Source organism: Pseudomonas sp. DR 5-09, from assembly GCF_001655595.1.
In the GTDB taxonomy this organism is placed as follows: domain Bacteria; phylum Pseudomonadota; class Gammaproteobacteria; order Pseudomonadales; family Pseudomonadaceae; genus Aquipseudomonas; species Aquipseudomonas pharyngis.
This window is the reverse complement of sequence record NZ_CP011566.1, coordinates 5383344-5397552: the sequence shown is the minus strand read 5'-3', so window position 1 is coordinate 5397552 and position 14209 is coordinate 5383344. Positions and strand designations below refer to the sequence as shown.

The window sequence follows — 14209 nt, the reverse complement described above, 5'->3', positions numbered from 1 at the left end:
AAACCTTGGTGGAGGGCAATCCGGCCCGCGTCTAGCCTAGCCGGGGAACAGGAGTTTCAGCGAATAACCAAGCTGACTCGCAAGAATCACGCCGGTCATGACCACCAGAAACAGCAATTGCAGCGGGCTGAAATGCGCCCAGTGCAGCGCGGTCAGCCATGGGTGCTTGTCGCTGAACTCCGGGTCGAGCGTACCGATGCGCCGCTTGTGCCAGAGCCCGATCACGATTACGCCGATGTAGGTGAAGGCTCCCAGACCACCAAGCATGACCGAGAACAGCAGGATCATCACGGCTTGCGGCACGCCATGGCGCAGCACGAGCCAGCGGGTATCAGTGTTCCATTGGCGTGGAATGATTTTTTCGGTCAACCACAGATCCTGAACGATCAAATGGGCGCTGATCAGAAACCAATAACTCAGGCCGATCCGGAAAAACCAGACAGGAACGCAGGCGAAGGCCAGGGGGATGACGATGCTCATCGCCGTGGTTTTGTGCTCGGCGGGAAGATAGAACAGCCACAGCGCTAACGCTATCGCGGCCCATGAGCGCAACCAGGTTTCGGCGGCGATGTAACGCGGCAGAAACCGTCGCCAGTAGAAAACGTCGGCGTATGGCAAGCGGGCGAGCAGGTCGGGGAAGCGCCACTTGAGGGTTTCCGACAACTGCTGGCAGGCCTGCCAGTCCGCCGGAATGAAGCGGTCGGTCAGGTCTTTGTGTTGCCGCGGCTTCATCGGGCTGATCAGCATGCGCGCGGCCAGTGCGTCGGGCGACCCGTTGCGCAGATCTTCGGCCCGGGCGCAAAGAGTGTCGTAGAGGCTTTCCTGGTTGCAGCGCTCGATCAGCGCCTGCCAGAGCCAGTCCGGTTGCGGATGAATGCCCTTGGTGTCGTCCCAGCCAAATAATTGGGAGATACGGTCGAACAGCGGAACGCTCCACTCCGTGTCCTGCAGCAGTTGCAGAATGATCTGCTGCCAGTGTTCCCGACGGTCGAACACCTGGAGCCACGGTTGGGCCGTATAAGTCCTGAGCAGCGCGAGAAATTCGCGCTCGTTTTGCGAAGCGAGCAGCGTTTCCAGCGATTGCCGGTAATCCGTCAGCAGCTCGTTGGCGAGAATGCTGCGCTGCCCGTCGCCGATGACGATCTCCTGCCAGGGGCCCAGCCAACCGAGGTGCTGCACCGCCCAACGGGCAATCGAAAGGCGCAGGGCGGGCTGATCGAAGCACAACGTCAGCAACAATGTCTGGAACGCCTGCGCACAATCCTGCTGGCGCGCTTGCTCCCAGCGCTCGTCCAGGTTGGCTTCCGAGAGGCCGTTCAGCAATTGCGATGCGGCTTCAATGGCCGGGTCGGCAGTCAGCTGCTCGGGTTCCAGGTTAAGAGGCTCCGGATTCAGGGGCTGTACCCGCAAGATCGGCGATTCGAGCGGTGCTTCGGGCGCGGCCGGGGTCACCGGTTCAAATAGCGCCGCAGGGTAATCCCAGGCATCGGTCCCTGTCTTCTGCAGCGGCTGAGCCATGGACTGCTCTTGTGCCGCCAGCGCGGCGATCCCCGGAGCCTGCATCACGTCGCCGTGTTCCTCGGTCTCTTCGTTTTCCAGGCGCCATTGGGCAATCGACAGTGCGCGCTCATAGGCCTCGCGCAGGCGCTGGAAGCCTGCGGCATCTTCATCGGGCCGGAAGACTTTCAACAGGCGCGCATAGCTGCGCTTGATATCGCGCAGCCCGGCGTCTTCGGGCAGTTGCAGGACGGACCAGCATTCCATGTCGTGCTTCCTTACTGCCAGGGGCTGCGGTCGAGGGCGCTCAACTGCTTGCTCAGTTCGGTGCGGGTCTCACGGATCTGCCGCTCGTCCTGAGAGTCCAGGGCGTGCTGGAATTGCTTGGCCCAATGGCCGATCTGATCACGCAGGTCGCCCAGGCTTTCCTGATACAGACGTTCCAGCCGTGCACTGAGCAGGGTGTTCACTTGCTGCTCGCGTGGATGGATCTTCAATTGCGCCAGAGCTTGCAGACGTTGCTGGATTTCCTCGGGCGTCAGCACGCCGGGGTTGTTCTCGATGACCAGCGAGTGTTGCTGACCGGTCAGGGGGATGCTGACCTGGGCTTCGAGCAAACCGTTGTTGTCGTAGGTGAAGCGTACATCCAGCTCGACTTCGCCGGCCTTGCGCTTGGGCACCTTGATGTCCAGTTGGCCGAGCGCCACGTTGTCTTTGACCAGGCGGCTTTCGCCCTGAAAGATTTTCACGACGACCTGTTCCTGGTTGTCGTGAAGGGTCTGCACGGTTTTCACCCGGCTGACCGGAACGATGCTGTTGCGTTCGATGATCGGCAGGTAATGACCGCTCTCATACTGGCGACCGACCTGGGTGGAGGTCTCGATCCCCAGGGTGTAGGAGCAGACATCGGTGAGCACCACTTCTTCCAGCGCGGCCGAACGGGCCTTGAGCGCTGCCTGAATGGCGGCGCCCTGTGCCACGACCTGATCCGGATCGAGGCTGATCGACGGGAAGCGGCCGAACAGCCCGGCAGCCAGTTTGCGCACCAGTGGCATGCGGGTGGTGCCGCCGACCAGCAGGATTTCGTCGAGGTCGCTGACGCGGATGCGTGCGTCGCGCAGGGCTCGTTCGATCGGCGCGCGCAGGCGTTCGAGCAGCGGCATGTACAGCGTCGCCATTTGCGCCTGGGTGATGGTCTGGGTCCATTGTTTTTCGCCGACTTGCACTCGGAATTCGGCGCTGGCGTCCTGGCCCAGTGCGCGGCGCACACGCTCGGCTTCGCGGCGCAGCGGCTGGAGGATGGTGGAGCGCTCGGGGAAATCCGACACGTTGCGATGTTGGTCGATAAAGTGCTCGAGCAACACGTTGTCGAAATCCTCGCCACCGAGGAAGTTGTCACCGGCGCTGGCGCGCACTTCCATGACGCCTTCGAAGAGTTCGAGAATCGACACGTCAAAGGTGCCGCCGCCCAGGTCGAACACCAGAAACGAGGTTTCCTTGTCCCGTTGGTGCAGGCCGTAAGCCAGTGCGGCGGCGGTGGGTTCGTTGATCAGCTTTTCGACTTTCAGGCCCGCCAGTTCACCGGCGATGCGCGTGGCCTTGCGCTGGGCGTCGCTGAAATAGGCCGGCACGCTGATCACGGCTTCGGTGACGGTCTGGCCGTAGGTGCGCTCGACGTCTTCTTTCAGGCTCTTGAGCACCAGCGCCGACAGCTCTTCCGGGCGGAATTTTTTATCCCCGAGGTAAACCTCCGTCGCACTGCCCATATGGCGCTTGAACAGCGACGCGGTCAGGCGCGGATGGGTGTGCAGACGCTCACGGGCGGCTTGCCCGACCAGAATCCGGCCCTGATCGTCCAACCCCACCACGCTGGGTGTCAGGAATTGCCCCAGGGCGTTGGGCACCAATTCAGTGGCGTCGCCGCGCCATACGGCAACAAGGCTGTTGGTGGTTCCCAGGTCAATCCCGACGATCATTGCAACGAACTCCCTTTGCGCTCAGACAAAAAATGAAACAGATATTGGCGCGCAAGAATATTACCGAGGCAGTGGCGCGGTAAAGAAAGATGATGGCTCTGAGCCATTATTTGCGGCGGGCGGTCGAGAGAGGAGTACCCCGGAACGTTCTCCAGCTCAAATCGCAGGCGCTCCGGGTTGGTCTAACGGGGGGGGGCAGGACAATGTCGATCCAGCCCGCAATCTGTCTTTGCGAGCTGAATCAGGACGCCACCTTCTACAGCAGTCGCAAGGCGAGCTCGCTCCCTGCTTGCAGGTACCTTACCTGGGCGGTTACGGCATCTTTGACCACGGCTTCGCCGGTGTCGCTCAGCTTGCCTTTTTTTGCATCAATCACGGCGCTCTGCAATAACTGCATCGCCACGTCCATGGCTTTCTGGAAGGCAGTCATATTGTTGTGCAGGCCGAATTCACGAACAACCGCATCCATGCGCCGATCGGCGTCGTCGCGCAGTGTTCTGTACTCAACCACGGTCACGTGATCATCCTGGTAAATATCGCGGATCAGCTCTTCCAGTGTTTTGGAAATGGGTGTCATCGGTTCTTCCTTGGAGCAGGGGAGGATTGAAAGCCGAAAGGCTAATCGATGGCGCCGGCGGAAAAAGTCAGCCCTTTCCCACTTGTCAGGTGGGATAGGGCTGCGGTGGATGTAAGAAGATGAGCCCAGCCCATCATTTGGTTCCGTTTCCTACGGCATGACTGGTGGTGTGTAGGAAAGCGTCGTGCCCAGCGCCCACAGCAACACCAGCACCAGCGGCGTGTGCACCAGCAATTGCACGAACGAGAAACCGATCAAATCCCGGGCCTTCAGGCCCAGTACGCCCAGCAGCGGCAGCATGTAGAACGGGTTGATCAGGTTCGGCAGGGCTTCGGCGGCGTTGTAGATCTGCACCGCCCAGCCGAGGTGATAGTTCAGATCGTTGGCCACCTGCATCACGTACGGCGCCTCGATGATCCACTTGCCGCCGCCGGACGGAATGAAAAAGCCGAGAATCGCCGAGTACACGCCCATCAGCAGTGCATAGGTGTCGTGGGAGGCAATGCTGACGAAGAAGGTCGAGATGTGATGGGCCAGAGTCTGGGCGTCAGTGCCCTTGACCGTAGTCATCAGCGCCGCAATCGAGCCGTACAGCGGGAACTGGATCAGCACCCCGGTGGTGGTCGGCACGGCGCGGGACACCGCATCGAGGAAGCTGCGCGGGCGCCAGTGAAGCAACGCGCCGAGCATGATGAACAGGAAGTTGTAGGTGTTGAGCCCGGAAATCGCAGTGATCGCGGGTTTGGTAGAGAACTCGTGGAACAGCCATCCGGCCGCCAGCAGCACCAGCAGGATGATCAGCAGCGGGCTGTGTTCCAGCCATTCGCCTGGGCGGGTGCGCGGTTGCAGCGGCGGCAGGTTGAAGGCCGGGTCGATGCCGCAGGCCTTGGCGTCACGTGCCGAGTTCGGGCCGGGCGCGGTGGCGAAGGCGATGATGATCGAAATCACGATCAGCGCCAGCAGCATGACTCCCGACTGCCAGAGGAAAATCGTCTGGGTGAACGGAATCACCCCGGTGATCGACAGGATCGACGGCGGCAGGCTGGCCGGGTTGGCCTGCAACTGCGCGGCGGACGACGACAGCCCCAAGGCCCACACGGCTCCGAGGCCAAGGTAGGCGGCGGCACCGGCGGCGCGGTAGTCCATTTTCAGATCGGTGCGGCGGGCGAGGGCGCGGACCAGCAGGCCGCCGAACACCAGCGACAGCCCCCAGTTGAGCAGGGACGCGACCATCGAGATCAGCGCGACCCAGGCCACGGCGGAGCGGCCGTTCTTCGGGATCCGCGCCAGGCGATCGATCAGCTTCACGGCAGGCGGCGAACTGGCCACCACGTAACCGCCGATCACCACAAAGGCCATCTGCATGGTGAACGGGATCAGGCTCCAGAACCCGTCCCCGAAGGCCATGGCGGCGTCGGTGGGTTTGGCACCCATGGCCAGGGTCGCCAGCGCGACGATGATCACCGCCAGCGCGGCGAATACCCAGGAGTCGGGAAACCAGCGTTCGGCAAAACTTGAACAGCGCAAGGCAAAGCGCGCAGAGCGGCTATCTTCGATATCAACGGCCACGGGAGTACCTCGGATTTTTATGTTTATTGTGGTCTTCGGGGCTTGGCCAGCCCGTCTGGACAGGTGCCAACAGTAAATCAACCGGCGGATTTTTGTGACCGTGTTTTGCCGAATCAGACTATGGTCTAACGGGTTGTCCGGCGGCCCGTTTGCGTAGACCATGGGCGCCTTGGTTTTTTGCCTGCCAGAGTTCTTTGCCATGACTGCCCATTCCACTGCCCGACCGGCGCCGTTCAGCCGTTCCGACTACAAGACCCTCGGCCTTGCGGCCCTGGGCGGGGCGCTGGAGATCTACGATTTCATCATTTTCGTGTTCTTCGCCCTGACCCTCAGCCAGCTGTTCTTCCCGCCGGAAATGCCCGAGTGGCTGCGCCTGCTGCAAAGCTTCGGGATCTTCGTCACCGGCTATCTGGCGCGCCCGCTGGGCGGGATCCTGATGGCGCATTTCGCCGACCGGCTGGGGCGCAAGAAAGTCTTCAGCCTGAGCATCCTGATGATGGCGCTGCCGTGCCTGCTGATCGGGATCATGCCGACCTACGCGCAGATCGGCTATTTCGCACCGCTGTTGCTGCTGGCGCTGCGCATCCTGCAAGGCGCGGCGGTGGGCGGTGAAGTGCCGAGCGCCTGGGTGTTCGTGGCCGAGCATGCGCCGGCCGGCCATCGCGGTTATGCCCTGGGCTTTCTGCAGGCCGGGCTGACCTTCGGTTACCTGATCGGCGCGTTGACCGCGACTTTTCTGGCGCAAGTGTTCACCCCCGCCGAAGTGCTGGATTACGCGTGGCGTTATCCGTTCCTGCTCGGCGGCGTGTTCGGTGTGATCGGCGTCTGGTTGCGCCGCTGGCTGAGCGAAACCCCGGTGTTCATGGCCATGGAGGCGCAGCGCGAGGCGCGGGTCGAACTGCCGCTGCGCACCGTGCTGCGCGATCACCGCCTGGCCATGTTGCCGGCGATGCTGCTGACCTGCGTGCTGACCTCGGCGGTGGTGGTGTTCGTGGTCATCACCCCGACCATGATGCAGAAATCCTTTGGCATGACCGCCGGCCACACCTTCGCGCTCAGCGCATTGGGCATCGTCTTCCTGAATATCGGTTGTGTGATTGCCGGTCGACTGGTCGATCGCATCGGCGCGTGGCGCACGGTCATGCTCTACAGTCTGTTGCTGCCACTGGGGATCGGCCTGCTTTACACCTGCCTGATCAGCGGCGGTGACTGGGTCGGTCTGGCTTACGCCGTCGCCGGATTGTGCTGTGGCGTGGTCGGTGCGGTGCCGTCGGTGATGGTCAGCCTGTTCCCGGCGCGGATCCGCGTTTCCGGGATCTCCTTCACCTACAACATTGCCTACGCCGCCTGGGCGAGTGTCACACCGTTGCTGCTGATCGGTCTGATGCCGTGGAGTCCGTGGATCTGTGTGATGTTCTGCGCGGTGATGGGCGCGGTAGGTGTCGCCAGTGCGGCGTATTTTGGTTCGCGAATGCCACGCGCGGAGCGGTGTGCCGTGGCCGGCACCGCCTGAGTTGTCGAGGCGTAACTATTTTTGTAGGACACGCCTCAAACGCTCTTCAGAAAAGCCCTCCAAGGCCGATGGTTAGGCTGTGTGTCCGCTATCCATCCAGTCCATCGGTGCTCTCCCCCATGTTCAACAAACGCCTGAAGCAAGAGCTGGCGGCTCTTCGTGAAGAACTCTCCAGCCTTCTGCAAGTGAAGGAGAGCCTGGAAAGCGAGATGCTGGTGCTCAATCTCGAGCCTGACGGACGGATTCAGTCGGTCAATCAGAATTTCCTCAACGAAATGCTCTACAAGAGCCACGACCTGATCGGCCGCGCCATCGAAGACATCGTGCCGTCCCATGTGAAGTCCGATGAGTTTCATCACCGCTTCAAGGCCGCTCTGACCCGTGGCGAGCATTTCGCTGGCGCTGTGCGCCTCTCTCGAGGCAACGGGGAGGAGGCGTGGTTGCGCTCTATCGTCCAGCCGATTCGTTCATCGGATGGGCGGATCAAGCATTTCTCGATTTTCTCCAGCGACCTGACCCGCACCATCGAGGCCTCGCGCGAACACGAAAACCTGATCGGCGCACTGGTGCGTTCGACCGCCGTGATCGAGTTCGACCTCAGCGGAAACGTGCTGAGCGCCAACGAACGGTTCCTGCAAGGCATGGGTTACAGCCTGGCGCAGATCAAGGGCAAACATCACCGCCAGTTCTGCGAGCCGGAGGAGTACAACAGCGCCGAGTACCAGAACTTCTGGCGCCGCCTGAACAACGGCGAATTCGTCGCCGGCCGTTTCAAGCGGGTCGACAGCCATGGTCGTGTCGTCTGGCTGGAGGCGTCTTACAACCCTGTGCTCGACGCCAACGAAAAACTCTACAAAGTGGTGAAGTTCGCTACGGTGATCACGGATCAGGTGAATCAGGAACAGGCCGTCGCCGACGCCGCCAATATCGCCTACAGCACGTCCCTGCAGACCGACAGCACCGCCCAGCGCGGCACCCGTGTGGTGACGGAAGCGGTCAATGTGATGCGCGATCTGTCCAGGCACATGCAGACCGCCGGCGAAGGTATCGAGGCGCTGAACGAGCAATCCCAGGTGATCGGCACCATCGTCAAGACCATCAGCGGCATTGCCGAACAGACCAACCTGCTGGCGCTCAACGCCGCCATCGAAGCCGCTCGCGCCGGTGAACAGGGGCGCGGGTTTGCGGTGGTGGCTGACGAGGTGCGGCAACTGGCCTCGCGCACCAGCCAGGCGACCGAAGAAATCGTCGGCGTGGTGCGCCAGAACCAGGACATGGCGCGCAACGCCGTGGCCCTGATGACCGACGGCAAGCAACAGGCCGAACAAGGTCTGGCGCTGGCGGCGGAGGCCGGTACGGTGATCGTCGAGATCCAGGACGGCGCGCAGAAAGTGGTGAACGCGGTCGGCCAGTTTGCCAATCAGTTATCCAGCTGATGCTGTCAGGCGAAGGGATTGTCCATGGCAATCCCTTCGCGGTTTTTATCCCGCTACAATCGGCTCTTTTTCCCGGAGCAGATCCCATGAGCGAGTCTTTCCGTCGCCCGGTTCCCCTGAACAAAGCCTACCGCCTGCTCAATCACGGGCCGACCGTGCTGGTCAGCGCCGCCCATGCCGGGCAGCGCAACATCATGGCCGCGGCGTGGGCCATGCCGCTGGATTTCGAACCGCCGAAAGTCGCGGTGGTCCTCGACAAATCCACCTGGACCCGGCAACTGCTCGAAGCCTCGGGCACCTTTGTTCTCAACGTTCCCTGTGTGAAACAGGCTGACATCGCGCAGACCGTCGGCTCGACATCGGGCCTGGAAATCAATCGCGATCAAGGTCAGGACAAGTTCCAGGCTTATGGTCTGCAAACCTTCGCTGCTGAACAGGTTGATGCTCCGATGCTGGACGGTTGCGTGGCCTGGCTCGAATGCCGGTTGCTGCCGGAGCCGCACAATCACGAACAGTACGATCTGTTTCTGGCCGAGGTGATTGCGGCGCAGGCTGATTCGCGGGTCTTCAGCGATGGACGCTGGCATTTTGAAGGGCATGACGGCTTGCGCACTCTGCACCATGTGGCCGGTGGACATTTCCTGACAATTGGCGATCCGGTGGATGGCAAGATGCTTGAGGTTTGAGCATCGCTGGATGACAAGTCATGGCCGGATGTTGCAATACAAAAAAGGCTTACCTCTCGGTAAGCCTTTTTCAGTTGGCAGCGTTGATTCAATCCCCCAACGCTACTCCTTCGCGCCGAGGATCTGCCCCACCTGACAGCGTTGCCTTCCCCGCAGCATTCTTGACCCGCACGATGGTCTGGGTGCCGCTGGTCATGTCGATTTCGCTGACGGTGTGGCTCTTGTCCTTGAGTGCCTGGATCAGCGTCGGGCTGAACTGGCCCTGTTCCAGTTCAGTGGGGCCGTTGCGGCTGCCGAAGTTGGGCTGGCTGATGGCGCTTTGCGGGTCGAGGTTCCAGTCGAGCAGGCCGACCGTGGTTTTGGCCACGTATTCGATGATCTGTGAGCCGCCGGGGGAGCCGACGGTGGCGACAAACTCGCCACTGTTGCGGTCGAAGATCAGGGTCGGCGCCATCGATGAGCGCGGGCGTTTGCCGGGCTCCACGCGGTTGGCGACTTTCTGTCCGTTCTCTTCGGGGATGAACGAGAAATCGGTCATCTGGTTGTTGAGGAGGAAGCCCTGAACCATCAGGTGCGAGCCGAATGCTGCCTCGATGGTGGTCGTCATCGACACGGCGCCACCGAAGTCATCCACGGCCACCACTTGCGAGGTGGAAATGCGCAGCGGCGAGCGATCCGGCGCGTAGGCAACCTGGACGCCCGGCGGTGTGCCGGGTTTGGCGCTGCCCATGCTGCGTTCGCCGATCAGGCTGGCGCGGCTGGCCAGGTAACCCGGATCGACCAAGCCTTTTACCGGTACCGGCACGAAGTCGGTATCGGCTACGTATTGCGCGCGGTCGGCGTAGGCCAGGCGCTCGGCTTCGGCGATCAGGTGCACGGCTTGCGGTGCCGGTTCGATGCCGGCCGGTTTATCGGTCTTCACAGGCTTGAGCGGCGTCAGGGACAGGCGCGGATCGCGGGTTTCCAGCGCCTGCAAGGTGCCGAGAATCTGCGCCACCGCAATCCCGCCCGATGACGGCGGCGGCATTCCGCAAACTTGCCAGCGCTTGTAGTCGGTGCACAGGGGCGCGCGTTCCTTGGCCTGATAGTGCTGAAGGTCGGTCAGCGACAGGCTGCCGGGGTTGGCGTGACCCTGAACCTTGGCCACGATCTCTTCGGCGATCGGGCCTTTGTACAGTGCGTCCGCACCTTCGTTGGCGATGCGTTTGAGAACGGCGGCCAGCGCCGGGTTTTGCAGTCGCGTGCCGACGGCTTTGACGCTGCCATCGCTGTTCAGAAAGTACTTGGCCATGTCCGGCGAGCGGCGAATCACCGGGTCGGATTCCAGCAGCGAATGCAGGCGCGGGGAGATCGCAAAACCCTGCCCGGCCAGTTTGATCGCCGGTTCGAACAGCTTGGCCCACGGCAAGCGGCCGTGCTTTTTGTGCGCCAGTTCCAGCGCTCGCATCACGCCCGGCGTGCCGACGGAGCGTCCACCGATCTGCGCCTGCGGGAACGGCATCGGTTTGCCGTCGGCTTGTAGAAACAGCTTTTCGGTCGCACCGGCCGGTGCGGTTTCGCGACCGTCATAGGTGCGCACCTGTTTACCATCCCACAGCACGATCATCGCGCCACCGCCGATCCCCGAGGACTGCGGTTCGACCAGGGTCAACACGGCTTGCATTGCAATGGCGGCATCGATGGCGGAACCACCCTGACGCAACATCTCGCGCCCGGCCTCGGCGGCTAATGGATTGGCAGCGGCGGCCATGTGTTTTTCGGCGTGGCTGGCTTGCAGGCCGGTGCGGTAACCGGAGGCGGCTTCCGGTGCCAGCGGCAGGGTCGAGGAGGGCGGGGCGTTGCAGGCCGTGAGGGCGATGGCGCTGACGATCAGCGTCAAGGCGGGCAGGCGGAAACGGTTCAGGGGCAGGGCTGGAAACACGCGGGGCTCTCCGTCCGTGGGATAAAAGTCTGACGGACTGTATCGACCGACCGTGTACGACGCAAACCGCAGGTGTGTTTGTCCTTCATGCCTTGGCGAATTTTCTGTAGGGTCAGAGCCAATAGTGAAGCCAGAACAATCAACAAGAGGCCGCCATGCACAACGCATTTCCGACACAGCCCAGCTATCGCGAACAGCGCGAGCGCTTTCTAGCAGCCGCGAAGGCGGCAGGTGCAACGCTCTCCTCGTACGCGCATCCGCTCAATGGGCCGTTTGGCGAGTCTTTGGGTACCGATGTCGCGGTGCTGGGGGATCCAGCGGCCAAACGGCGCCTAGTGGCGCTCAGCGGCACCCACGGTGTTGAGGGTTATTACGGTTCGGAGTGCCAGATCGACTGGCTGAAGCATTTCACGCCGGAGTCGCTGCCGAAGGATGTCGCGGTGGTGATGGTTCACCTGATCAACCCGTGGGGCACGGCGTGGCTGCGGCGGGTCAATGAAGACAACATCGACCTCAACCGCAATCACCTGGATTTCAACCGACCGCTTCCGGACAACCGTGCTTACGCCGCGCTGCATGAAATCTACGCCTGCACCGATTTGAACGGCGCCGGGCGGCAAAAGGCTGATGCCTTGCTGGAGGCGCAGATTGCCGAGCACGGATGGCCGGCCGTCATGTCGATTGTCGAGGGCGGGCAGCACAGTCATCCCGACGGATTGTTTTTTGGCGGGCTCGCGCCGAGCTGGTCGAATCGCACGCTGCATTCAATCATCGAGAATCATCTGGCCGGTGCTGAAACCGTGATGTGTTTCGACCTGCACACCGGCGCCGGCGAGTACGGGCATCCGATGCTGCTGACGATTACCCAGGCGCCGTATCCGGCACTGGCCCAAGCGCAATCCATTTACGGCCCGTGGCTCTACACGCTGCACACCGGTGCCGAAACCTTGAGTGATACCGGTGTTGCGGCAACCGCTACGGGTTACACCTCGCAGGCGCTGCTTAGTGCGCTGCCGAATGTGCAACTGATGCCGTTCGTGATCGAGTGCGGGACTTATCCGGGGCCGGACGTGCATCGTTACCTGCGCGATGATCACTGGCTGCATTTGCATGGCGATCCGCTGGATGCGACGGGGCGCGAGATCAAACTGAATCTGCTGGAGCAGTTCTATCCCGCCGATCCGGACTGGCGGGCGATGGTCGGTTTGCGCACGCGGCAGATCTGGGCGAAAGGGCTCGCGGCCCTGGGATAACAGGTATAAACAAACGGCTTGCCCTTCGGTAAGCCGTTTTGACTTCTTGGATATTTGCAGTGGTGGGACTATGGGGGCCTGATGTTCACTGCTTGAAGCCAGGCAGTCCGTTGGTCGCACGCCATTCTTTCACGGTCTTCGTAATGCCCACGGCAGAGTTGTCCTCTCCTGGTTCGGGATAAAAAATCAAGTCGGTGCCATCCGGGTGACCAGTAAGCTTTCTGAATTGTGCCAGCAGCTCGCCAAGCTCCGTATCCGATCCACTTTTATTGGTGGCACGTATTTTTTCGATGAAACGGATAAATTCGGTTTCAGTGTATTCAGATATTTTTTCCATGTGTGTTCACTGTTTTTTATGTTGAAAGATGTGATTTTTAGGGGTGTTGATTCGGAGGTTGTCTATGTCGTAGACAGCGCCGCCATCAGTAATCCGCTCGACGTGATGTATTTCAAATACCCCTCTTGTGCCTACAGACTCCCTGTCTCGAACCGCGGGTGCGTTGCCCGACATTAAACGATCTTGGGCATCCGAATTGAACTGATCGAAAAGTTCTGGATCATCCCGCACGGCTTGCCAGAGTGCTTTTCTGAACGCGTCGAAACTTGAAAACTCCCGCCCTCTGAGCCTGTCCGCTATCCGCGTGGGAATTGGCACACCAATCCCCGTTCCTGCTCCCGCCAGCCATATCCCGGAAACATCCTCACCAATCCCCGTCACCGTCCCGGGCGTCAATCTGGCCGGCTTAGAAAACACCACATACAACGACTTCAGCCCGGTCTCCGCCGGAAACACCAGAATACAATCCTCGGCGGTGATGTATTCGCCGGGCAGGATTTCAATCTGGCTGTCGGTGTTCGCGGCGATCGGGTGGACGAGGATCGTACTCAGTGCTTCGCCGTGCTCCGGATGAACCAGTGGCGGCATCGATCCCAGCGGCCCGCGTTGCGGCGTCCACAAAATCGTGATGCCGTTGAGCTTCGCCTCCATGGCGGTCTTGTCGTTGTTCCACTCGACTTTTACGGTACGCACGGAGTCGTCGCCCGAGACGCCGGTGTGGATGCCGTAGACCTGCATGACCCCTTCGGCATCGCGCCGAAACTGGAAGCGCACGCGAGTGGTGGCGCTGGGTAGGGTGCGCAGTTGTTCGTCGGTATAAAGGGTGCCGTCGCCCATTCTGGCCGGCAGCATCCCTAGGATGAAAACACTGGCCGGGCCTGTCGCACCACGGATTGCCCAGTTGAGACGTTGCTGCAGAATTCCACCGCCCGCCATGCGCCCCAAGGCCAGATCGGCGCCGATTGCTTTCGCTACGACCTTACTGGCTGCGGGAAAGCGTATGGCGCCCGCCACCATGATCTTGCCGAAACTGGAGGCGGGCTCAGGTGTTGTGCCCGCATCCGTCCGGCACCAGTTGTCCGGCGTGCAGGACTTGGCAAAAACCAGATCGTCGCGAGGTTTTGAGGATGGCCATTCGTCCGTCGGGACGTAGAGGGGCTCTGGCTCTCGGGGCGGATTCCAGGCGGCCCATGAGGCGCCGCCGTTCGGAAGCTTTCGGCGCCAGATATCGTCGAAAGGGTCTCTGTCCGGGTCCATGACAACTCCCTGTCTGTCGTTGGATCGAGACAGGGGAGCTTGTCGGCCAATCGCGATGGCGATCAAATCGACTTGCCGGGATGCGCGTGCTTGAACGAAAGAAAAATCCTCTTCGTACGCTTTTCGCACCCGGTTCCTACGGAGCCAGCCGATTCACTGAGGAAGGGCACTTTTCTCGAGGCATAAA

The 14209-nt window shown here is 61.4% G+C and carries 11 protein-coding genes and 1 pseudogene; 5 read left to right on the top strand and 7 right to left on the bottom strand.

Features of this window, described 5'->3' with window-relative positions; all coding sequences use genetic code 11:
• Positions 1–36: 36 nt before the first annotated feature.
• The 4 genes from PDR5_RS24235 to PDR5_RS24220 all read right to left on the bottom strand — a co-directional run bounded on the left by PDR5_RS24235 (position 37) and on the right by PDR5_RS24220 (position 5619).
• Positions 37–1764 carry a J domain-containing protein gene (locus PDR5_RS24235; RefSeq protein WP_064599416.1) on the bottom strand — a complete coding sequence of 576 codons (1728 nt, stop codon included), beginning with the start codon at positions 1762–1764 and terminating at the stop codon, positions 37–39.
• An 11-nt stretch (positions 1765–1775) separates the two neighbouring features.
• Positions 1776–3473, bottom strand: coding sequence for a molecular chaperone HscC (locus PDR5_RS24230; protein WP_064599415.1), 1698 nt, complete (start codon positions 3471–3473; stop codon positions 1776–1778).
• Positions 3474–3729: 256 nt separating this feature from the next.
• Complete coding sequence (locus tag PDR5_RS24225) at positions 3730–4050, bottom strand: hypothetical protein (protein WP_064599413.1); 321 nt, start codon at positions 4048–4050, stop codon at positions 3730–3732.
• 150 nt (positions 4051–4200) lie between these two features.
• On the bottom strand, positions 4201–5619 hold the full coding sequence (locus tag PDR5_RS24220) for a short-chain fatty acid transporter (protein WP_064599411.1): 1419 nt from the start codon (positions 5617–5619) through the stop codon (positions 4201–4203).
• 199 nt (positions 5620–5818) lie between these two features.
• Here PDR5_RS24220 and PDR5_RS24215 point away from each other — a divergent pair, with 199 nt between their 5' ends.
• The 4 genes and pseudogenes from PDR5_RS24215 to PDR5_RS24205 all read left to right on the top strand — a co-directional run bounded on the left by PDR5_RS24215 (position 5819) and on the right by PDR5_RS24205 (position 9254).
• The gene (locus PDR5_RS24215; RefSeq protein WP_064599409.1) at positions 5819–7132 is read left to right on the top strand and encodes an MFS transporter; all 1314 of its coding nucleotides are present in this window, start codon (positions 5819–5821) and stop codon (positions 7130–7132) included.
• Positions 7133–7200: 68 nt separating this feature from the next.
• Positions 7201–8028 (top strand): annotated as a pseudogene (locus PDR5_RS30615) (PAS domain-containing protein); the annotation flags it as partial.
• A gap of 108 nt (positions 8029–8136) precedes the next feature.
• Complete coding sequence (locus PDR5_RS30610; RefSeq protein WP_371857749.1) at positions 8137–8568, top strand: methyl-accepting chemotaxis protein; 432 nt, start codon at positions 8137–8139, stop codon at positions 8566–8568.
• An 86-nt stretch (positions 8569–8654) separates the two neighbouring features.
• Positions 8655–9254 (top strand): flavin reductase family protein, encoded by a 600-nt coding sequence (locus PDR5_RS24205; RefSeq protein WP_064599405.1) that lies wholly within the window; start codon positions 8655–8657, stop codon positions 9252–9254.
• A gap of 88 nt (positions 9255–9342) precedes the next feature.
• Here PDR5_RS24205 and ggt read toward each other — a convergent pair whose 3' ends face one another.
• Positions 9343–11175 carry a gamma-glutamyltransferase gene (gene ggt, locus PDR5_RS24200; protein WP_064599402.1) on the bottom strand — a complete coding sequence of 611 codons (1833 nt, stop codon included), beginning with the start codon at positions 11173–11175 and terminating at the stop codon, positions 9343–9345.
• A gap of 155 nt (positions 11176–11330) precedes the next feature.
• On the opposite strand from ggt, the gene PDR5_RS24195 reads away from it, so the two are divergent.
• Positions 11331–12428, top strand: a complete 1098-nt coding sequence (locus PDR5_RS24195; protein ID WP_064599400.1) for a DUF2817 domain-containing protein — start codon at positions 11331–11333, stop codon at positions 12426–12428.
• Positions 12429–12513: 85 nt separating this feature from the next.
• Here the strand turns inward: PDR5_RS24195 and PDR5_RS24190 are convergent, their stop codons facing one another.
• Both PDR5_RS24190 and PDR5_RS24185 read right to left on the bottom strand, forming a co-directional pair.
• On the bottom strand, positions 12514–12765 hold the full coding sequence (locus PDR5_RS24190) for a bacteriocin immunity protein (RefSeq protein WP_064599398.1): 252 nt from the start codon (positions 12763–12765) through the stop codon (positions 12514–12516).
• A gap of 6 nt (positions 12766–12771) precedes the next feature.
• On the bottom strand, positions 12772–14022 hold the full coding sequence (locus tag PDR5_RS24185; protein WP_082934446.1) for an S-type pyocin domain-containing protein: 1251 nt from the start codon (positions 14020–14022) through the stop codon (positions 12772–12774).
• Positions 14023–14209 lie beyond the last annotated feature (187 nt).

Coding starts and splice junctions, on each gene's coding strand:
- PDR5_RS24195 (WP_064599400.1), top strand. CDS start 11,331: ATGCACAACGCATTTCCGACACAGCCCAGCTATCGCGAACAGCGCGAG.
- PDR5_RS24185 (WP_082934446.1), bottom strand. CDS start 14,022: ATGGACCCGGACAGAGACCCTTTCGACGATATCTGGCGCCGAAAGCTT.
- PDR5_RS24215 (WP_064599409.1), top strand. CDS start 5,819: ATGACTGCCCATTCCACTGCCCGACCGGCGCCGTTCAGCCGTTCCGAC.
- PDR5_RS30610 (WP_371857749.1), top strand. CDS start 8,137: ATGCGCGATCTGTCCAGGCACATGCAGACCGCCGGCGAAGGTATCGAG.
- PDR5_RS24190 (WP_064599398.1), bottom strand. CDS start 12,765: ATGGAAAAAATATCTGAATACACTGAAACCGAATTTATCCGTTTCATC.
- PDR5_RS24225 (WP_064599413.1), bottom strand. CDS start 4,050: ATGACACCCATTTCCAAAACACTGGAAGAGCTGATCCGCGATATTTAC.
- PDR5_RS24235 (WP_064599416.1), bottom strand. CDS start 1,764: ATGGAATGCTGGTCCGTCCTGCAACTGCCCGAAGACGCCGGGCTGCGC.
- PDR5_RS24230 (WP_064599415.1), bottom strand. CDS start 3,473: ATGATCGTCGGGATTGACCTGGGAACCACCAACAGCCTTGTTGCCGTA.
- PDR5_RS24205 (WP_064599405.1), top strand. CDS start 8,655: ATGAGCGAGTCTTTCCGTCGCCCGGTTCCCCTGAACAAAGCCTACCGC.